The sequence below is a fragment of the Herbaspirillum rhizosphaerae genome, assembly GCF_001189965.1.
Classification (GTDB): Bacteria; Pseudomonadota; Gammaproteobacteria; order Burkholderiales; family Burkholderiaceae_D; genus Herbaspirillum; species Herbaspirillum rhizosphaerae.
Genome location: NZ_LFLU01000014.1, coordinates 1 through 19,958, shown reverse-complemented (window position 1 = coordinate 19,958; position 19,958 = coordinate 1). Strand labels below are relative to the sequence as shown.

The following is a 19,958-nucleotide window of genomic DNA, read 5'->3' as shown; positions in this document are numbered from 1 at the left end:
AGCTTCATACGCAACAACGGATGCCGGGAATCGACGAGATCGTTTAGACTCTCTCCATGAAAATTCTCGGCATCGACCCCGGCTTGCGGACCACCGGTTTTGGCGTGATCCACAAGCAGGGCACCAAGCTCACCTATATCGCCTCCGGCACCATCAAGACGCCGGATGCCGATTTGCCGCAACGGCTCAAAGTCATTCTTTCCAGCGTCGGCGAAGTCATCAAGACTTACGCGCCCGACTGCGCAGCGATCGAAAAAGTCTTCGTCAACGTCAATCCGCAATCCACGCTGCTGCTCGGGCAAGCGCGCGGCGCGGCGATTTGCGCGCTGGTGAATGCCGATCTGCCGGTGGCGGAATACACCGCGCTGCAGGTCAAGCAGGCCGTGGCCGGGCACGGCAAGGCGCAGAAACAGCAGGTGCAGGATATGGTGCAGCGCTTGCTGGCGCTGCCGGGTTTGCCCGGCACCGATGCTGCCGATGCGCTGGGTGTGGCGATCTGCCACGCGCATAGCGGCGAAGCCTTGAGCGCGCTCGGGGCGCTTGCGCCGGGATTGGCGAAGAAGGGACTGCGCGTGCGCGGCGGTCGCCTGATCGGCTAGTTTTTCCTGAAGAGTTTCAGTACGCGTTTCACCGCTTCCACCGCCAGCAACACCACGCCGCCGGCAATCACGCCGAACACCGCATCGATGACCGACGGCGTAATCGCCGACAACAAGCCGCCCACCGCAGGCACCGCCGCAAGCGGTGCACTCATGTCCGCAATCCAATGATGCACCGGCGGAATGCCATGCGTCAGGATGCCGCCGCCGACCATGAACATCGCCACCGTGCCGATGACGGTGAGGCTCTTCATCATGTAAGGCGCCGCGACCAGAATGGCGCGGCCGACGCGCTGCTTGAACTGGCCGAAGCCGCTTGCGCCGCCCGTGCGCAATAAATACAAACCGCCATCGTCGAGTTTCACGATGCCGGCCACCACGCCGTACACGCCGACAGTCATGATCAGCGCGATGCCGACCAGCACGATGATTTGCTGCTGCAAAGGCGCACCGGCGACGGTGCCGAGCGTGATGGCGATGATCTCTGCCGACAGCACGAAGTCGGTGCGGATCGCGCCCTTGATCTTGTCTTGCTCGCTGGAGGCGTCGTCGGTGTCGCCGGCCGCCGCTTCATGTTGCTCTTCCTCATGCGGCAGATATTGATGCGCCAGCTTCTCGAATCCTTCAAAGCACAGAAAGGCCCCGCCCAGCATCAGCAGCGGCGTCACCGCCCATGGCGCAAAGGCGCTGATGGCCAGTGCCGCCGGCACCAGAATCGCCTTGTTCTTCAGCGAGCCCACCGCCACCGCCCACACCACCGGCAGTTCGCGCTCGGCGTTCACGCCGGAGACCTGTTGGGCGTTGAGCGCCAGGTCGTCGCCCAGCACGCCGGCCGTCTTTTTGGCGGCGACCTTGGTCATCAGCGACACGTCGTCGAGGATGCTGGCGATGTCGTCGATCAATGCGAAAAAGCTGCTGCCGGCCATAAGGTCCTTTTTTTGCGGAAGAGAAATGCTGAGGGGAAACAGGGCAGACAATAGCCCAAGCGGGGGCGCTTAGGCAAATCTGGCAAACAAGTCTGGCAAATAAGTCAGACGAGCAATTCAGTGGCGACGGATACACTGTTTATCCGAACAGTACTGTATCATTCCAGCATTCTCATTCCACCATTCATCTTTTTGCCCAGCCATCATGATCGGTCGCCTCTCCGGAATCCTGCTTGAAAAAAATCCCCCGCAATTGCTGGTCGATTGCAACGGCGTCGGTTACGAAGTCGGCGTGCCCATGAGCACTTTCTACAATCTTCCCGGCCTGGGCGAGAAGGTCGTGCTGCTGACCCATCTGGCGATTCGCGAAGACGCGCACGTGCTGTTCGGCTTCGGCAGCGCCGAAGAGCGCAATACCTTCAAGGAGCTGATCAAGATTTCCGGCGTCGGCGCGCGCACCGCCTTGTCGATCTTGTCGGGCATGTCGGTCAGCGATCTGGCTCAGGCCGTGACCTTGCAGGAAGCCGGCCGCCTGACCAAGGTGCCCGGCATCGGCAAGAAAACCGCCGAACGCCTGCTGCTCGAACTCAAGGGCAAGCTCGGCGCCGATCTCGGCGCAGTCGGCGGCGTGGTGCATCACGACACGACTTCGGATATCCTCAACGCCTTGCTGGCGCTCGGCTATTCCGACAAGGAAGCGACGCTGGCGATCAAGCAGGTGCCGGCTGACGCGACCGTGTCGGAAGGCATCAAGCACGCCCTCAAGGCGCTGTCCAAAGCATAAATAGCACCTCATAGCCAACCATGAGCATCCAGACCGACGATTTCTCCGAACAGCGCATCATCGCCGCCACGCCGGCCTCGGCCAACGAGGAGGCGATCGAGCGCGCACTGCGCCCCAAGCAGCTGGATGAATATGTCGGCCAGGAAAAAGTCCGGGGCCAGCTGGAGATCTTCATCTCGGCGGCGCGCCAGCGCGGCGAAGCGCTCGACCACACGCTGCTGTTCGGTCCGCCGGGACTCGGCAAGACCACCATGGCGCACATCATCGCGCGCGAAATGGGCGTCAACCTGCGCCAGACTTCCGGCCCGGTGCTGGAGCGCGCCGGCGATCTGGCCGCCTTGCTGACCAATCTCGAAGCCAACGACGTCCTCTTCATCGATGAGATCCATCGGCTGTCGCCGGTGGTGGAAGAAATCCTTTACCCCGCGCTTGAGGACTATCAGATCGACATCATGATCGGCGAAGGCCCGGCCGCGCGCTCGGTGCGTCTCGACCTGCAACCGTTCACACTGGTTGGCGCCACCACGCGCGCCGGCATGCTGACCAATCCGCTGCGCGACCGTTTCGGCATCGTCGCGCGCCTGGAGTTTTATTCGCCGCCGGAACTGGCGCGCATCGTCACGCGCAGCGCCGGCTTGCTCAACGCTCCCATCGTCGAAGAAGGCGCGCTGGAAATCGCCAAGCGCAGCCGCGGCACTCCGCGCATCGCCAACCGCCTGTTGCGCCGCGTGCGCGATTACGCGGAAGTGAAGGGCGACGGCCGGATCACGCGGGCCATGGCCGATGCCGCACTGGTGATGCTGGATGTCGATCCGGTCGGCTTCGACCTGATGGACCGCAAGCTATTGGAAGCGGTGCTGTTCAAATTCAACGGCGGCCCGGTCGGTCTCGACAACCTGGCGGCCGCCATCGGCGAAGAGCGCGACACCATCGAAGACGTGCTCGAACCCTACCTGATCCAGCAAGGCTATCTGCAACGCACGCCGCGCGGCCGGGTGGCCACGCCGCTGGCCTACACGCATTTCGGCGTGACCGCGCCGCGCACCGGTCCCAATGGCGATCTCTGGGCCGGTTGAATGCCGGGTGGAAAAATTGTCCCGGACGTATCGCCGGTACACTAGTGACACTTTTGCTTGCGGCAACATTTTCCTGCCCAGCCACGAACTGACGCTGGCCTGACCAATTGACCACGGCTGCAAGTCTTATTGCTTTCCGTGATGCGGTCCATCTCTTCACATTGTCAATTCATTGGAAATTTGCCAAGAATTTCACGCGATCTTCTTGTAATTTCTCTATTTTCACTTGTGCAAAAATTAATCGTCATCGACAATGGATAGCCAATCACTATCTTTGTGGGCAAGCCTCTCATGCTTATGTCGAGCCAAGCCAGCAGGTATGCGCATCAACTTCTCGATGCCCGTGCAAACACACGCCTGCTGCCGCTCCTGTCCTCCTCCGAACCGCTGTCCGTCGACGATGCCTACGACATCGCGCGCCGCGTGCTGGATACCCGCGTTGCTCAGGGAGAGCAGCCGATCGGTCGCAAGATCGGTTTTACCGTCCACAAAACCTGGGACAAATACGGCGTGACGGACGATGTGCGCATTCCGATCTGGGCGCATATCTACGACAGCACCGTTCGCTACGCCGACGACAATCACGGCAAGCAATGCCTGGCAGGCGCATTGCAACCGCGCATCGAACCGGAAATCGTCTTCAAGCTGGGCCAGGCGCCATCGCCGGACGCCACCATCGACGAGCTGGCCGAATGCATAGAATGGATGGCGCACGGCTTTGAGATCGTCGCCTGTCCCTTCGCCAACTGGGAATTCACCGTCGCCGATGCGATCGCCGCCTTCGGCCTGCACGGCACGCTCATCATCGGCGAGCCGCACGTGCTGTCGTCTTCCACCCGTCACAACCTGGCGCACATCCTGGCCGGCGCCAGCGTCTCGCTGTCGAGCAGCACCGACAATACCGGCGTCCTGCGCGCAGCAGGATTTTTCAACGATGAAGCCGATAGTCCCCTGCATGCGCTGTGGCATCTGCATCAGTTGCTGAAGACCCAACCGCAGTTTGCCCCGCTGGCGGCGGGCGAGATCATCACCACCGGCACCTGGACCGACGCTTACCCGATCGAAGCCGGGCAGACCTGGATCACGGCATTCTCCGGCGTTGCCTTGCCGGGATTGACGGTGTCGTTTGTCTGATTGCTTCGCTTCGTTTCAGCGCAGTACTTATCATCGGACCCGTTGCGGTCCGATGTTTTTTCGAGAGCCGATGTTGAGAGCCGATCATGCAAATCTGGGTTGATGCCGATGCCTGTCCGGGCGTGATCAAGGACATGCTGTTTCGCGTCGCCGAGCGCACGCATATCCAGGTCACGCTGGTGGCCAACAAGCTCTTGCGCGTGCCGCCGTCGCGCTTCATCAAGGCAGTCGTGGTGCCGGCCGGCTTCGACGTCGCCGACAAGGAGATCGTCAGGCTGACGCAGCCCGGCGACCTGATCATCACCGCCGATATTCCGCTCGCGGCAGAGGCCATAGCCAAGGGCGGCGCTGTGCTCAATCCGCGCGGCGAGATGTATTCCACCGACAATATCCAACAGCATCTGACCATGCGCAACTTCATGGAAGAACTGCGCAGCAGCGGCGTGGAAACCGGCGGGCCGGCGGCATTCAGCCAAAGCGACGGTCGTGCGTTTGCGCGGCAACTTGATCGTTATGTCGCCAAATACAAGCCTGCGCCCTGAGCAGTGCGTATCGTCTTGCAGCTCACTTTGCGGTAAAGACGCGCAGCGGCACCCACTTCTGCTGTTCCAATCCGTATAAGGTATAGCTGGGTTTGAGCAGCGCCCCGTTGGCATCGAACGCAATGGGGCCGGTGACGCCGTTGTATTTCATGTCGTGCAGCGTATCGATGAGCTTGCCCCGATCCAGAGAGTTGGCCTTTTTCGCTGCGGCGATCAGCAGATGCACGCTGTCATAGGCGTAGGCCGCAAACGGCAGCATCTCCGCGTTGAAACGCTCGGCATATTTCTTTTGAAGCGCCGCCATGCCGGGGCGTTTCTCCAGCGGCGTGCTGGGGACGATGGCCATCACGGTGCTGTCGATTTTCTCGACATTCTGCAGGAAATTGTCGGTCACGACGGTGCCTGTGATCAATAACTTTGTCGACATTTGGAAGCGTTGCAGGTTGCGGGCCAGGACGCCGCTCTGGATCACGCGTCCGCTGAAAAAAATCAGGTCCGGTTTGACTTGCTGGGCTTTTTGCAGCGGCGCATTGAAGTCCGACGTCTTGCCGTTGACGGACATCCGATACACGATCTCGCCGCCGGCTGCCTTGACGTGAGCGGACAGGTAATCCGCCATGCTGGTGCCGAGATAGGCCCCATCGTCCAGTATGAAAACGCGTCTGAGTTGCAGTTCCCTGACCAGATAGTCCGCCGCTACCGCCAGGCCGGCGTCGTCGCTGCCCAGGATCTGGAAGGCGGTTCTGTAGGATTTCTGCGTGAAGCGGCGGCTCCACGATGCCGGCGAAATTTGCACCAGCCCCGCCTCGTTGTAGATGGGGGCGGCAGTCACGGTGGCGTTGCTGGTCCAGTGGCCGACGACGCCGATCGCCTTGCTGTTGACGAAATAGCGCGCGATATATTCGGTGATGCGGGGATCGGCCTTGTCGTCCTGCTCCATCAATTCAAAGAACACCGATTGGCCGTTGATGCGCGGGCTGCTTTTGTTGACTTCCTCGATGGCGAGAATTGCGGCATTGCGTCCGCTTCTGGCATTGATTTCGCTGAGCGGTCCGGCAAAGCCGATCGGCACGATTCGCACCGGTTGTTCGACCAGACCGCCCTCTGCATGCGAGGCCGTCGGCAGGGCCGCCAGGGTCAGCACCAGCGCCACGTACACCATGCGCCGCGCAAAACAGCTATGCCACCTTTGCCGCATACGCCCCCCAAGACTGAAAGTCATACGTTTTGCGAAATGGGATGGCAGGGCAGCGCGAGGCTCCCGACGAACCTGGAAAGCAGATCCGGTCCCATGGACAGGCACTTATTGTTTATATGATTTCTAGCGACAGCGAATTTGATTATAGAACGAGAAAATAGCCGTGCTGAACAAAAATCTCGCACAAAAACAAAGGCGGCCGCAGCCGCCTTGTCGTTCGGAAATACGGATGCCGCAGGCCTATTCTTCGCGCACCCAGGTTTGCGTGCGGCCCAGCATCGGCATGCCGATGTAGCCGCGCACGTTGAGCTTCTTGCCGTCTTCGATCACAGTCAGCTTGCTCTTGTACAACTTGCCGTTGGCGGGATCGAGGATCTGGCCGCCGTTGTATTCCTCGCCGTCTTTCTTCAGGCCCGAGAGGATGGTCATGCCGATGACAGGCTGGTCTTTCAGCGCGCCTTCGCACTTTACGCACTTGGGATTCTGATCTTCTTCCGCCGGGCGGAACAGCTTCTCAATCTTGCCGGTGAGCTCGCCGTCGCTCTCGGTAATGCGGATCAGCGCCTTGGGTTTGCCGGTGGCGTCGTCGATGTTCTTCCACAGCCCCACGGGCGAACCGTCGGCCCAGGCGCTTGCGGGTGTCAGGATGCTCAGTGCGCTCAGGGCCAGCAGGGCGCTGCTCAGGATGATGCGAGTTTTCATGATGTCTCCGTCCAGGATGGGTTGATAAAAGCACGGTTGTTCTAATTTTATTCAGCTAGTGTAGTCAAGCCGGCGGCGTCCGGCAAGGATTAAAACGGAGATCGGCCCGTGATACCGGCGAGGCAATAAAAAAGCCGCCGTCCTGTGCAGGGCGGCGGCTTGTCGGAAGCGTAACGAACAGGCTTATTTCAGCTTGGTCAGTTGCTCTTCCAGTTTTGCCAGTGTTGCGGTGAAGTTGGCGAGACGTTCTTTTTCTTGCGCCACGACCGCTTCCGGCGCGCGCGCGACGAAGCTTTCGTTGGACAGCTTGGCGTTGGCCTTGACGATCTCGCCGCTGATGCGGGTGATCTCCTTGGTCATGCGTTCGCGTTCGGCGGCGATATCGACTTCCACTTTGAGCATCAGCTTCAGATCGCCGACGATGGCGACCGGCGCAGGCGACTCCGGCAGCTGCGTCACGACTTGCGTTTCGCTCAGCTTCACCAGCGATTGCAGATACGGCAGGAAGGAATTCACCGACTCCGCATTCGCGGTCTCGATGATCAGCGGCACGCGCAGCGCCGGCGACAACTGCATCTCGCCGCGCAGATTGCGGCAAGCATCAGTCAGCGTCTTCAACTGTGTCATCCAGGCTTCGGCTTCGGCGTCGATCTTTTCCAGATCGGCTTGCGGATAAGGCTGGCGCATGATCGAGTCGCCGGCCGGGTCGAGCTTCTTGTCGGTCAGCGGCGCAACGCTTTGCCACAGCGCTTCCGTGACGAACGGCAGCACCGGATGCGCCAGGCGCAGCACCGCTTCCAGCACGCGCAGCAGGGTGCGGCGGGTGGCGCGCTGCTGCGCGTCGTTGCCGGTCTGCACCTGCACCTTGGCGACTTCCAGATACCAGTCGCAGTATTCATCCCAGACGAACTTGTAGATGGCCGAGGCGATGTTGTCGAAACGGTAGTCGGCAAAGCCTTTTTCCACTTCCGCTTCGGCGCGCTGCAGCAGCGACACGATCCAGCGGTCGGCTTGCGAGAATTGCAGCTTTTCCTTGTTGCACTCTCCCTTGACGTGACCGTCGAAACCGCAGTCGTGGCCTTCGGTATTCATCAGCACGAAGCGGGTGGCGTTCCACAGCTTGTTGCAGAAGTTGCGATAGCCTTCGCAGCGGCCCAGGTCGAAATTGATGTTGCGACCCAGCGTCGCCAGCGAGGCGAACGTGAAGCGCAGCGCATCGGTGCCGAAGGCCGGGATGCCGTCCGCGAATTCCTTGCGGGTTGCCTTTTCGATGCTGGCGGCCTGCTTCGGATTCATCAGGCCGACGGTACGCTTGGCGACCAGTTCATCCACGCCGATGCCGTCGATCAGGTCGATCGGGTCGAGCGTGTTGCCCTTGGACTTGGACATCTTCTGGCCGCTGGCGTCGCGCACCAGGCCGTGCACGTAGACGGTGTTGAACGGCACCTGGCCGGTGAAATGCGTGGTCATCATGACCATGCGCGCCACCCAGAAGAAGATGATGTCGAAACCGGTGACCAGCACCGACGACGGCAGGAACAGTTTGTAGTCCGGTGTTTCTTCCGGCCAGCCCAGCGTCGAGAACGGCACCAGCGCCGACGAGAACCAGGTGTCCAGCACGTCGTTGTCGCGCGTCACGGTCTTGCCGCCGGCTTGCGCCTTGGCCTCTTCTTCGGAGCGTGCAACGTAGATCTTGCCGTCTTCGTCGTACCACGCCGGGATTTGATGGCCCCACCACAGCTGGCGCGAGATACACCAGTCCTGGATGTTGTTGAGCCACTGGTTGTAGGTGTTGTTCCAGTTTTCCGGAATCAGCTTGATCTCGCCGTTGGCGACTTTCTCCAGCGCCACTTCGGCGATCGACTTGCCGGGGAAGTAGGTGCCTTCCGGCGCCGGCTTGCTCATTGCGACGAACCATTGGTCGGTCAGCATCGGCTCGATCACGACGCCGGTGCGGTCGCCGCGCGGCACCATCAGCTTGTGCGGCTTGACCAGTTCCAGCAGGCCTTGCGCATCGAGGTCGGCGACGATCTGCTTGCGCGCGTCGAAGCGGTCCAGGCCCTGGTACTTGGCCGGGCCGTTTTCATTGACCTTGGCGTCCAGCGTGAAGATGCTGATCTTGTCCAGGTTGTGGCGTGCGCCGACGGCATAGTCGTTGAAGTCGTGCGCAGGCGTGATCTTCACGCAGCCGGTGCCGAATTCCTTGTCGACATATTCGTCCTTGATGATCGGGATTTCGCGATCGGTCAGCGGCAGCTTGAGCATCTTGCCGACCAGGTGCGCATAGCGCTCGTCGGTCGGATCGACCGCTACAGCGACGTCGCCCAGCAGCGTCTCGGGACGCGTGGTCGCGACCGTGATGTGACCGCTGCCGTCCGCCAGCTGATAGTGGATGTGCCACATCGAACCGTCTTCTTCTTCCGACACCACTTCGAGGTCGGACACGGCCGTACCCAGCACCGGATCCCAGTTCACCAGGCGCTTGCCGCGATAGATCAGGCCCTGCTCGAACAGGCGCACGAACACTTCCGTGACCGCGTTCGACATCTTCGGATCCATCGTGAAATATTCGCGATCCCAGTCGGTCGAGGCGCCCATGCGGCGCATCTGGCCGGTGATGGTGGAGCCGGATTTTTCCTTCCACTCCCATACTTTCTCGATGAACTTCTCGCGGCCCAGGTCATGGCGCGAAATCTTTTGCGCATCAAGCTGGCGCTCGACCACGATCTGCGTGGCGATGCCGGCGTGGTCGGTGCCCGGGATCCAGGCAGTATTGAAACCGCGCATGCGATGGTAGCGGGTCAGGCCGTCCATGATGGTCTGATTGAAGGCGTGGCCCATGTGCAGCGTGCCGGTTACATTCGGCGGCGGCAGCTGGATGCTGAACGACGGCTTTTCCGGCGCAGTGGTGGCGGCGAAATACCCGCGCTTTTCCCACTCCTCGCGCCAGAATTTTTCGATATCGGCAGGCTCGAACGACTTGGCTAATTCCATGATTTGACGTGTGTTTTTGCGAAACCGTCCATTATAAAGGAGTCGCCGCCGAAACAGGCTTTCGGACCGGAATTGAAGGGATATATAGCTTCTTTGCTAAGCGTCGGAATATGCCGATTGCCATGTCGTTTTGCAGATTTTGAGTTAATATCTGACCTGACTGGTCAGATTAAGAGGTTTCACATGCGCACATGGCAAATTCAAGAGGCCAAGGCTCACTTCTCCGAACTCGTTCGCGACACCGAAAGCGAGGGTCCACAAGAAATCACCTGGCACGGCCGCGCCGTGGCCGTGGTGCTGTCCAAAACCGAATATGAGCGGCTCAGCGGCGCCGGGCAATCACTGGTCGAATTCATGCGACGCTCACCTCTCTTTGACACCGACGACGTGGAGTTGACCCGCAACGACAGCTTGACTCGCGAGGTGGAGTTTTGAGTTATCTGATCGATACCAATGCCCTGTCGGAATTACGCCGCCGCGAGCCTGACGCCAGGGTAGTGCAATGGTTTTCCGAGCGTCCGGCGGGCACTTTGTATCTGAGCGTGTTGACCTTGGGGGAGTTACGCAAGGGTATCGATGCTTTGGCGCACAGCCAGCGCAAACTGGCCTTGCTCGATTGGCTGGAAACTGAATTGCCGATGTTCTTTGCCGGTCGCATTCTCCCAGTCGATCTGGTCGTTGCTGATCGTTGGGGACGTTTGCAGGCGCAGGCCGGCAGACCCTTGCCGGCCATTGATAGCCTGCTGGCCGCCACCGCGCTGACGCATGGACTGACGCTGATCACCCGCAATCTGCGGGATTTTCAGCATCCGGATCTGCAAGTGCTGGATCCCTGGACGGGATGATGTGCCGGTTGTCAGTCTCAGGCGGTCTTGCTGGCACGCTTGGATTTGGTTTTGGGTGCGGCCTCACGCTCAGCCGCCAGACGTTTTAACAATTCGCTGGCCGGTTCATCAGCCGGATCTTGCGGCACCAGCTCGCCACGAAAGGCTTTGGCCAGCAGCGCAGGTGTGAGTTTGTCGACTGCCGTTTGTGCGGTGGCAAGACGTGCTTCGATGCGGTCTGCGAAGGCGAAGAGGGTTTCTACGCGGCGGATGATTTCGGTTTGTTCTAGTATTGGCGGCAAATTTAGAGGTAACCCTTTAACTTCGCCGGAATTAATATTGTTGACGCCGCTTGTTGATTTGCTCGTTGCCTCTATCACGGCCCTCAATTCCGGGCTGGCCATAGTAAGAGCGACGTATGCAGGAAGAGCTAGCTCAGTGGACACTCTAAGCCGCATCAGATAACCAGCAAATAGCAGGCCTTCTTCTTTTTTGGTTACCAAACAAGTTTTACCGACTAAGTCAGCACTTCCATTAGAGCGAATCAGAAGTAAATCACCTATTTCAAGTCGAAGCCCATCGATTTCGCTGGCCGTGAATTCAGCACGTTTTATATCGGCAAGATCAATCTTTCCTTTGTCTCCTATATTAGGAATGCGAAGGACAACATGACCGTCCTCTGAATAACTGCATTTTTTTGACGTTCCATAGCGTAAATCATAGGTCACATCGCCTAATGTCATTTTGCGCCAACTAATAGGTAGTTCTCCATTTTCTTGAGTACGCTTGCTGTCAATATTTTGAGTCAACTGCAGTTCTATATCAACGAACGAGATGGTCCTCCAATTGGCAGTTAGTCGTCCATTTATTGCAGAGGTCAGAACAGATTGTCGAAAACGTTTCAGTAAGGGGGCGGCACGAGCAAGGCGATCGCGGCAAGCGTTTACTCTTGCCAGAGTGCTGTCAAGTTTGGCTGCGATACGTTGTTGCTCTGCAAGTGGTGGCAATGGATAGGGCCATTCTTTAATCACATTCTGAGAAATGTTTGGCTGCGCCCCACCTTTTCCCGCCTCAATAAAGGCTTCTTTCTGAGAGCGCAAATAGTGAAATAGAAAGTCGGTAGTCGTTACCAATAAATATGGATTGCCGACGCCACAAGCCTGATTAGTCGCGGCATCAATACCTAAAATGCTTACTTTGCCAATCGTTGCGCCATACATTGCCAAGGCAACGGATCCTTTTGAGAAGAGCTTGGCACTGGAATTTTCCATTCCAGAGAGAGTGAGCATTTCTGCTGTTTTGGAAACATATTTCGGGCCAAGTTCTCCAGTCTTTATCCAAGGAATCGTACCGCCGTAAAAGCTAGGTGTCGATCTACTAGGAGTGCCGCCCGAGCCCCATTTTGCTACTGTTCCAAGTTTAGTCGTTGCCCAGCCGCGTGGAAGGCTGTTCATGCAACGTCCTCTTCTTCGTTTAGCTCCATCAGCAAAGCATCTAATTCATCTAATACTTCCGTCAGTTCGCTCATTACCTCACGTGCCAGCACATCTGGCTCTGGCAAATCAGCTGCATCTTCAACGTTGTCATCCTTTAACCAGCTGATTCTGAGATCATCTTCTCGTTCACGTATCCACTCACGAGTGAAGACGCGCCATCGACTCGTTTCACCTTGATCTTTGCGGCGGCTGCCGCCATCGGCCTTCTCACCGTATAGAGCTTCGAACTCAGAGAAGTGGTTGCGAGTAAACGGGGTGCGTTTGCCAAACTTGGGCATGTTCGCACGCAAGTCATACACCCAGACGTGCTTGGTGCTGTCGGTAGCTGAGTCACTAACCTTGCTAAAAAACAGCACATTGGTTTTGACGCCTTGAGCATAAAAAATACCAGTAGGCAGGCGCAGGATGGTATGCAGGTTGCACTTGTTCATCAGGTCACGACGGACATCGGCACCGACACCGCCTTCAAACAACACGTTATCCGGCAGCACAACGGCGGCGCGACCGCCATCCTTGAGGTGGCGCACAATATGTTGCATAAAGGCCAGTTGTTTGTTGCTAGTGCTATAGGTCAGGTCATCGCGCGTGGGGCCGCCACCACCTTTGGCGGTGCCGAACGGAGGGTTACTGAGCATGATCTGGGCTTTGGGCAGGCCGCTGCCGGCGCTACCCAGGGTATTGCCCAGATGGACGACGCCGTCGACATCACCTTCCATGCCATGCAGGAGGCAATTCATCAAGGCCAGTCGGCGCGTGTCGGAAACCAGCTCCATGCCGAGATAGGCTTCTTTGCGCTGGAAGGCGCGTTGCTTTTCAGAGAGGTCGATCAGATCGTCAGTATTGCTCTTGATATAGGCATCAGCCGCGATCAGAAAGCCGGCCGTGCCGGCCGCCGGGTCTTGAATGGTCTCGCCCGGTTGTGGCTTGATAAGGGCGACGATGCTGTCAATTAGTGGCCGCGGCGTGAAATATTGTCCGGCGCCGGACTTGGTTTCGCTGGCATTCTTCTCCAGCAAACCTTCGTACAGATCGCCAAGGCCGTCCCTCTTGGCGGAGAACCAATCGATGCCATCAAGCGCTTTGATCAATTGCTCCAGATGACGTGGTTCGCGCAGGCGCGTTTGCGCGTCGGCATAAATGGCGGAGATCAGCGGATCTTGTTCCAGTCCCAGTTGGAGCAGGGTCTTGCGATAGTGATTGAGCAGATTCACACCGGATAACTTGGTGAGCCCGCTCCAGCGAGCGTATTCCGGCAATTTATGCGCCATCAGCACGCCGCTGGAGGTATTTTCGTGTTCCATCTTGATGAACAGCAGGAGCACTAGTTCTGTGACGTAGTCGCTGTAGTTGATGCCGTCATCGCGCAAAACGTCGCACAAGCCCCATAGCTTTTGGACGATGTCGTTGTTGTTCATGGTAAATCCTTGTCAGCACCGACTGTCGCTTGTGGATTGTCGGTAAAAAGAAAGCGGCCGTCAGGCCGCAGAGTGGCGCATATTGTAAGGCATGTGCGCTGCGTCTGATCAGGCGGCGACAGGCCACAAGCCGTCAACCAGCTTGTCCAGCACGGGCTGCAATTGCTGATCCAGCAGTTTGTCCAGCGCTCTAGCGCCGCCACTTTCGCGGAAGGCTTCATTGAGGTCATCTTGTTCCAGCACGACCTTGTCCTTAAGAATTTTTGCCAGCCGCTCCAGCCAGCGACGTTGTACAGAAGTCCAGTTTTGCATGGTGTAAATGTTTTGCATCGCGTTGTCTACGCGCTGGCCAAAAGGGATCAGCGCTTCTCCCAACGCTGCCTGACGGATATAGCCGATGATGCTGGCGGCAATCTCTTGATTGGTGCTGTTGCGCCAGGCGGTTTTGAGCGTGCTTTCACTGAACTTGTTGTTGTCCAGCAGTTGGCGGACTTCCTTCAACTGTGCGCGAGTGAGATCGCGCGGGCGATTGATCACTACCGCCAGTGCCGCGTTCTGATTGAGTTGTGTACGAATGAAGAGACGGAAGCTGTCAAGATAGTCGGCCGGCTTGTGATAGTCGCCGTAGCTTTGTTCTCTGACCAGCAGTTCGTCATGATGATGCGAAATCAATGGGCGGTAGTCGGTGCCGGCTCGCTGACGAATCTGATCCAACTGAGGCAGCAATTGGCTGTGTTGCCGTAAGAACGCGATGGCGCCTTGTGGTCCGAGCTGATGCAGGTGTTGATGCAGCAGTGCCGGCGCTACGCCCCATTGCTGTTGCAGTTCATCCAATTGTTGTCGCAGTTGAGGATCATGTTGTGCTTTGTTGTCGGCCTTGCGCAGCACCCGCATGACTTTCTGGCAAATCTGCGCCAGCAGATCGTCGGCATGTACGCTGCCGTCTCTGCCGCCCGGCAGTTGTTGGCTCTGTGGGTGGTGCAATTCGCCGATCAATTGATCGAGTGTGACATTTGGATCTTTGACCAGCGGTTGCATGGTGTTGACATCTTGCAGCGTGGCGTACAAGTCAACCGGATCGTAGATGTGGAAGATGGTTTTGCCGATGTCGTCGCAGCGGCGAGTGGCGCGGCCGATCATCTGTTCGTACAGAATCCGCGAACGGACCCTGCGCATGAACACCAGATGGCAGATACGCGGGACATCAATGCCGGTGGTAAGCAGATCGACGGTAATGGCGACGCTCGGGAAGCGCTCATTCTTGAAATTGCGGATCAACTGGCTGGGTCTGTCCGATTGGCCGGTGATCTTTTGCACTGCGGCAGCATTGTAGTCATCTCCATAGAGCGCTTTGAACTGATCTTCAAGCAGACGTTTGACCATGTCGGCGTGCTTGTCGGTCGCACAAAAAATAAGCGTCTTCTCTTCTCCCAAGGGATCGATCTCTTTGGCCAATTGTTCGCAGATGACTTTGTTGAAGTCTTCGTTGATAACGCGTCGATTGAAGCCTTCTATGTCGAAAGAAATATCGTCGGCAAGAACCTCGTTTTCGATTTCTCCGGTGTCGATGTTGATGACTTCAACTTCGCTTCCTTTGTCGAAGCTGATGCCGTTTTGCGCAAGCAACGTGGTGTAGCGAATCGGAGGCTCGTGATCGATCAGCCAGTCATCTGCCACGGCTTCTCGATAGCTATAGGTGTAGACAGGCTTGCCGAATATTTCGGCGGTGTGTTTGGCAGGAGTTGCCGTCAAGCCGATACGTACGGCATCAAAGTAGTCCAATACTTGCCGGTAACGTGAAAGGTATTGCGTCTGATCGCGCAGGGCTTGTTCGCCCTCTGTCATTTCCTGGTCCAGGGTGTAGCCGCGGTGGGCTTCGTCGACGATGATGCAGTCGTATTCACCGACTCCGGGAGGACTGTCATTGGCCAGTACGCGACTCACCATGGCTTGTACGGTGGCGACATGGACACGAGTTTCTGCTTCGGCTGCCATATCACCGAGCTCTGCGATGTTGTAGTGCTTGGATAGAGGCAGATTTTGTTCCAATACGGCGTCATTGAAGGCGCCAATGGCTTGTTCGCCTAGTGCAGTCCGGTCTACCAGGAACAGGATGCGACGAAAACGCTCTGCCTTCAGGAAGCGGTAAATCAATCCAATGATGGTGCGAGTTTTTCCGGTTCCGGTGGCCATGGCCAACAAGACATTGCGTTGGTTGTGCGCCAGCGCTTGTTCGACGGCATGGATAGCAGTTTGCTGGTAGTCGCGCAGCCGCAAGTAAGCGAATCCTTCCATGCTGAGTGCTGCTTCGGCGGCTTCCCGGCTGCGTGTAAGCAGATCACTCAATTCGTCCGGTCGGTGAAAATCCACCAGCGCTCTGGACAGATTGGCGGTATGGCGTACATCGCGAAACCAGGTGCCGCTTTGTTCTGCCAATTGCTTGAAATAAGGTCTGCCATTGCATGAATAAACAAAGGGGACGTGGAAGTTACCTTGCTGGCCGTCTGGCCAAGGTCCACTCCGTCCTTCTTGCTGCCAGGCGCTGACGGCATCAGTTGTGAACTGGATCGCACGAGAATATCGTTCGGCTTGCGGGATTTTGTCCGCGACGCTGGTGTTTTGCTTCTTGGCTTCCACCACTGCAATCGGTATCAAACCGAGAAACAGAACATAATCTGCGCGTTGTTTATTGGCGCATGGCCATTCAGAAATAGCTTTGTTCTTTCCGTGTTCCGGCCTTGCGCCCGCAGCATAGGTGAGCAATTCGCTATCCGCCTCCCATCCGGCAGCCTCCAATTGCTGGTCAATGATGATGCGAGTGAGCTCTTCACTAAGGACTAATTGCTTGCTGGCTGCGTCGGTTTGTTGACGTGCAGCTTGAGTCGTAGCCTTGTCTTGTTGCGTTTGGTAGATCGCCAACTGCCGGTCGAAATTTGCTTTGGCTTCGGCAAGTGCTTGTTCGTGTTCCAGTGCCAACTCTTCATAAACCTGAGCGTCGGCAGACATCTGCTGTGCGAGTACTGCGTATTGCTCTTTCTCTTCTGATAATAAATTGCTCAGTTGGACATTCTGGCTAAGAGCTTGCTTGGTTTCGCCTAATTCCGCTTGCAGTTGGGCGATACGTTGCTGCAATTCCGTTAGTTCATGACTGGGATCTGTCGGCGCAATAAAAGGCCCCGGTTTGAACAATGCTCCTTGTTCGCCGAATGACTGGTGATACCAAACAGCAATGGTGCGTGCGACTCGCAATCCGTCCAAAGCGTCTTTATGTCGTGTGCGGAATTGATGTGTCGCCTTGTTTCCTTCGATGCGGAGCGTGTGAAACAGGCTAAGAATTTGCGGATCAAGCGATAACTCTCGCTTTAGTTGATTGAGCAGGTCATTCTGTTTGGTATGGTCGGCAACGGTAATGCCCACGCGGCTGGCCAATTCCTGGGCCATGGCTTCGCCCAGTTGGCGAAGCTTGACCAGTGTTGTGTTGGGATCGCCTGTAAAAGCTTTTTCCGCAGCTGTCGCCAGTTCGAGAAACAAAGCAGAATGCTCTGCGAAAAAGGAAAAATTGTCTGAGCTCACGGCGCGGATTCCCCAGTTGAATTGCCTGCGTATGCGGCGATTCCTATGATTTTGATTCTAAGATTATAGCCAGATCTCGATTATTTTATTGATTGAATGCAACTGCTCTTCCGGACACTAGCGGGGTACCTGCCGCTATTTTTGTATCAGATCCTTTCGATAGAGGTTGTTGCGCGACTTGTTTTTTGGAGTAGAATCCGGCCCACGACGTTTGAAACCGAACGTAGTAAGAGAAACAAAATGCTAGGGGTCCTGAATGCCAGCGAACGCAAGTTCGGCAAACGGGTGAGAAATACCCTTGAACCTGATCTGGGTAATGCCAGCGAAGGGAAGCGCCGGAACTACCGTATTGCATCTTCAACACGCAACAGGTCCCTTTCCGAATCCTCCTTTGCTGGCTCCAAGCCAAGTAATTTCAAGCAAAGGAGCCAAAATGAACGCCAATCCGAAATTCCTCTCCGCTACCGCCACGGTAGACGAAGCGGCCGTCCAGCCTTTACCGAATTCCCGCAAGATCTATGTCACCGGTTCGCGCCCTGATATCCGCGTGCCGATGCGCGAGATCAGCCAGTCCGATACGCCGGCCATGTTCGGCTCGGAAAAGAATCCGCCGATCTACGTCTACGACACCTCCGGTCCGTACACCGATCCGGACGCCAAGATCGACATCCGCAACGGTCTGGAGACGCCGCGCTTGCCGTGGATCCTGGAGCGCGACGACACCGAAGAACTCGACGGTCCGACGTCCGAATACGGCCAGCAGCGCCTCAACGATCCGGCGCTGGCCGAGCTGCGTTTCAACCTGCATCGCAAGCCGCGCCGCGCCAAGGCCGGCGGTAACCTCAGTGGCAACGTCACGCAGATGCATTACGCGCGCAAAGGCATCATCACGCCTGAGATGGAATACATCGCCATCCGAGAAAACCTGCGCCGCCAGGAATACCTGGAGCAACTGAAAGCCTCCGGCCCGATGGGCAACAAGCTGGCCGACCTGATGGGCCGCCAGCATCCGGGCCAATCCTTCGGCGCCTCGATCCCCGCCATGATCACGCCGGAATTCGTGCGCGACGAAGTCGCCCGCGGCCGCGCCATCATCCCCGCCAACATCAATCACCCGGAAGTCGAACCGATGATCATCGGCCGCAACTTCCTGGTGAAGATCAACGCCAACATCGGCAACTCGGCCGTGACCTCGTCCATCGGCGAAGAAGTCGAAAAGATGACCTGGGCCATCCGCTGGGGCGGCGACAACGTCATGGACCTGTCGACCGGCAAGAACATCCACGAAACGCGCGAGTGGATCATCCGCAATTCGCCGGTGCCAATCGGCACCGTGCCGATTTACCAGGCGCTGGAAAAGGTCAACGGCAAGGCCGAAGACCTGACCTGGGAAATCTTTCGCGACACGCTGATCGAGCAGGCCGAGCAGGGCGTCGACTACTTTACCATCCACGCCGGCGTGCGCCTGCAATACGTGCCGCTGACCGCCAAGCGCATGACGGGCATCGTCTCGCGCGGTGGTTCCATCATGGCGAAATGGTGCCTGGCGCATCACAAAGAGTCTTTCTTGTATGAGCACTTCGAAGACATCTGCGACATCATGAAGGCCTACGACGTCAGCTTCAGCCTCGGCGACGGCTTGCGTCCCGGCTCGATCTACGACGCCAACGACGAAGCGCAACTGGGCGAACTGAAGACCCTGGGCGAACTGACGCAGATCGCCTGGAAGCATGATGTGCAGGTCATGATCGAAGGCCCCGGCCACGTGCCGATGCACCTGATCAAGGAAAACATGGACCTGCAACTGGAGCAGTGCCACGAAGCGCCGTTCTATACGCTGGGACCCTTGACCACCGACATTGCGCCGGGCTACGACCACATCACCTCCGGCATCGGCGCTGCGCAGATCGGCTGGTACGGCACCGCGATGCTGTGCTACGTCACGCCGAAGGAACATCTGGGCCTGCCGAACAAGGTCGACGTCAAAGACGGCATCATCACCTACAAGATCGCCGCGCACGCCGCCGATCTGGCCAAGGGCCATCCGGGCGCGCAGATCCGCGACAACGCCTTGTCGAAGGCGCGTTTCGAATTCCGCTGGGAAGACCAGTTCAACATCGGCCTCGATCCGGACAAGGCGCGCGAATTCCATGACGAAACCCTGCCCAAGGATTCGGCCAAGGTGGCGCATTTCTGCTCCATGTGCGGCCCGCATTTCTGCTCGATGAAGATCACGCAGGAGGTGCGCGATTACGCCGCCAAGGAAGGCATCTCGGAAATCGCCGCCTTGAAGCAGGGCATGGAAGTGAAGTCGGTGGAGTTCGTGAAGATGGGCGCCGAGATTTATTCCAAGACCTGATTGTTGCGGTGAATGCGATGCAGATTGAATTGAATGGGAAGCCGCATGCCATCGCCGACGGCGCCGATCTGGTGCAGCTGATTGCTGCGCTGGAGCTGACCGGGAAGGCGGTGGCGGTGGCGGTGAACCGGCAGGTGGTGCCGTCGCAGTTGTGGGCGGGGCGGGTGTTGGTTGAGGCGGATCGGGTGGATGTTGTTCGGGCGATTGGCGGAGGGTGATTCCTGCTCTCCGTCGCCTTGACTGAGGACACTTTGTGTTTTCTTCGGACTGGTTTGTTGCGGTAACTGAGGTTGTTCTTTCTTCGATCAAACTTGCCGGGTGCGGCCCGGCAGCCGC

16 protein-coding genes and 1 riboswitch are annotated in these 19,958 nt (G+C 57.7%); of the genes, 9 read left to right on the top strand and 7 right to left on the bottom strand.

Going from position 1 to position 19,958, the window contains the following annotated elements:
- The first annotated feature begins 56 nt into the window (after positions 1-56).
- The gene (ruvC, locus tag AKL25_RS17430) at positions 57-599 is read left to right on the top strand and encodes a crossover junction endodeoxyribonuclease RuvC (RefSeq protein ID WP_050478983.1); all 543 of its coding nucleotides are present in this window, start codon (positions 57-59) and stop codon (positions 597-599) included.
- Here ruvC and AKL25_RS17425 read toward each other — a convergent pair.
- Complete coding sequence (locus tag AKL25_RS17425) at positions 596-1,525, bottom strand: DUF808 domain-containing protein (protein ID WP_050478982.1); 930 nt, start codon at positions 1,523-1,525, stop codon at positions 596-598. The two genes, ruvC and AKL25_RS17425, sit on opposite strands and share 4 nt — an antisense overlap.
- 205 nt (positions 1,526-1,730) lie before the next feature.
- On the opposite strand from AKL25_RS17425, the gene ruvA reads away from it, so the two are divergent.
- The 4 genes from ruvA (at position 1,731) to AKL25_RS17405 (ending at position 5,061) form a co-directional block, all read left to right on the top strand.
- Positions 1,731-2,309 (top strand): Holliday junction branch migration protein RuvA, encoded by a 579-nt coding sequence (gene ruvA, locus AKL25_RS17420; protein WP_050478981.1) that lies wholly within the window; start codon positions 1,731-1,733, stop codon positions 2,307-2,309.
- 20 nt (positions 2,310-2,329) lie between these two features.
- Complete coding sequence (gene ruvB, locus AKL25_RS17415) at positions 2,330-3,385, top strand: Holliday junction branch migration DNA helicase RuvB (protein WP_050478980.1); 1,056 nt, start codon at positions 2,330-2,332, stop codon at positions 3,383-3,385.
- Between the two features lie 291 nt (positions 3,386-3,676).
- Entirely contained in the window at positions 3,677-4,519 is an 843-nt protein-coding gene (locus tag AKL25_RS17410; protein ID WP_205627271.1) for a 2-keto-4-pentenoate hydratase, read from the top strand.
- Positions 4,520-4,605: 86 nt separating this feature from the next.
- Positions 4,606-5,061, top strand: coding sequence for a YaiI/YqxD family protein (locus AKL25_RS17405; protein WP_050478978.1), 456 nt, complete (start codon positions 4,606-4,608; stop codon positions 5,059-5,061).
- 22 nt (positions 5,062-5,083) lie between these two features.
- Here the strand turns inward: AKL25_RS17405 and AKL25_RS17400 are convergent, their stop codons facing one another.
- The 3 genes from AKL25_RS17400 to AKL25_RS17390 form a co-directional block, all read right to left on the bottom strand.
- Entirely contained in the window at positions 5,084-6,259 is a 1,176-nt protein-coding gene (locus AKL25_RS17400; RefSeq protein ID WP_240475785.1) for a branched-chain amino acid ABC transporter substrate-binding protein, read from the bottom strand.
- Positions 6,260-6,499: 240 nt separating this feature from the next.
- Entirely contained in the window at positions 6,500-6,961 is a 462-nt protein-coding gene (locus AKL25_RS17395; protein ID WP_050478977.1) for a DUF2147 domain-containing protein, read from the bottom strand.
- A 183-nt stretch (positions 6,962-7,144) separates the two neighbouring features.
- A complete protein-coding gene (locus AKL25_RS17390) occupies positions 7,145-9,955 on the bottom strand; it encodes a valine--tRNA ligase (protein WP_050478976.1) in 2,811 nt (936 codons plus the stop codon).
- Positions 9,956-10,138: 183 nt separating this feature from the next.
- Between AKL25_RS17390 and AKL25_RS17385 the strand changes: the two genes are divergently transcribed.
- Both AKL25_RS17385 and AKL25_RS17380 read left to right on the top strand, forming a co-directional pair.
- The gene (locus tag AKL25_RS17385; protein ID WP_050478975.1) at positions 10,139-10,390 is read left to right on the top strand and encodes a type II toxin-antitoxin system Phd/YefM family antitoxin; all 252 of its coding nucleotides are present in this window, start codon (positions 10,139-10,141) and stop codon (positions 10,388-10,390) included.
- Positions 10,387-10,800, top strand: coding sequence for a type II toxin-antitoxin system VapC family toxin (locus AKL25_RS17380; RefSeq protein WP_050478974.1), 414 nt, complete (start codon positions 10,387-10,389; stop codon positions 10,798-10,800). Before AKL25_RS17385 ends, AKL25_RS17380 begins: the two co-directional genes overlap by 4 nt.
- A gap of 17 nt (positions 10,801-10,817) precedes the next feature.
- Here AKL25_RS17380 and AKL25_RS23820 read toward each other — a convergent pair whose 3' ends face one another.
- The 3 genes from AKL25_RS23820 to hsdR all read right to left on the bottom strand — a co-directional run bounded on the left by AKL25_RS23820 (position 10,818) and on the right by hsdR (position 17,263).
- Entirely contained in the window at positions 10,818-12,233 is a 1,416-nt protein-coding gene (locus AKL25_RS23820) for a restriction endonuclease subunit S (RefSeq protein WP_083444762.1), read from the bottom strand.
- Positions 12,230-13,690, bottom strand: a complete 1,461-nt coding sequence (locus AKL25_RS17370) for a class I SAM-dependent DNA methyltransferase (protein ID WP_050478973.1) — start codon at positions 13,688-13,690, stop codon at positions 12,230-12,232. Before AKL25_RS17370 ends, AKL25_RS23820 begins: the two co-directional genes overlap by 4 nt.
- Positions 13,691-13,798: 108 nt before the next feature.
- Entirely contained in the window at positions 13,799-17,263 is a 3,465-nt protein-coding gene (hsdR, locus tag AKL25_RS17365) for a type I restriction-modification system endonuclease (RefSeq protein ID WP_205627270.1), read from the bottom strand.
- A 235-nt stretch (positions 17,264-17,498) separates the two neighbouring features.
- Positions 17,499-17,611: riboswitch (TPP riboswitch) on the top strand.
- Between the two features lie 85 nt (positions 17,612-17,696).
- Between hsdR and thiC the strand changes: the two genes are divergently transcribed.
- Together thiC and thiS are read left to right on the top strand one after the other, a co-directional pair.
- A complete protein-coding gene (thiC, locus tag AKL25_RS17360) occupies positions 17,697-19,622 on the top strand; it encodes a phosphomethylpyrimidine synthase ThiC (protein ID WP_050478971.1) in 1,926 nt (641 codons plus the stop codon).
- Positions 19,623-19,639: 17 nt separating this feature from the next.
- A complete protein-coding gene (thiS, locus tag AKL25_RS17355; RefSeq protein WP_050478970.1) occupies positions 19,640-19,840 on the top strand; it encodes a sulfur carrier protein ThiS in 201 nt (66 codons plus the stop codon).
- The last annotated feature ends 118 nt before the right edge of the window (positions 19,841-19,958 follow it).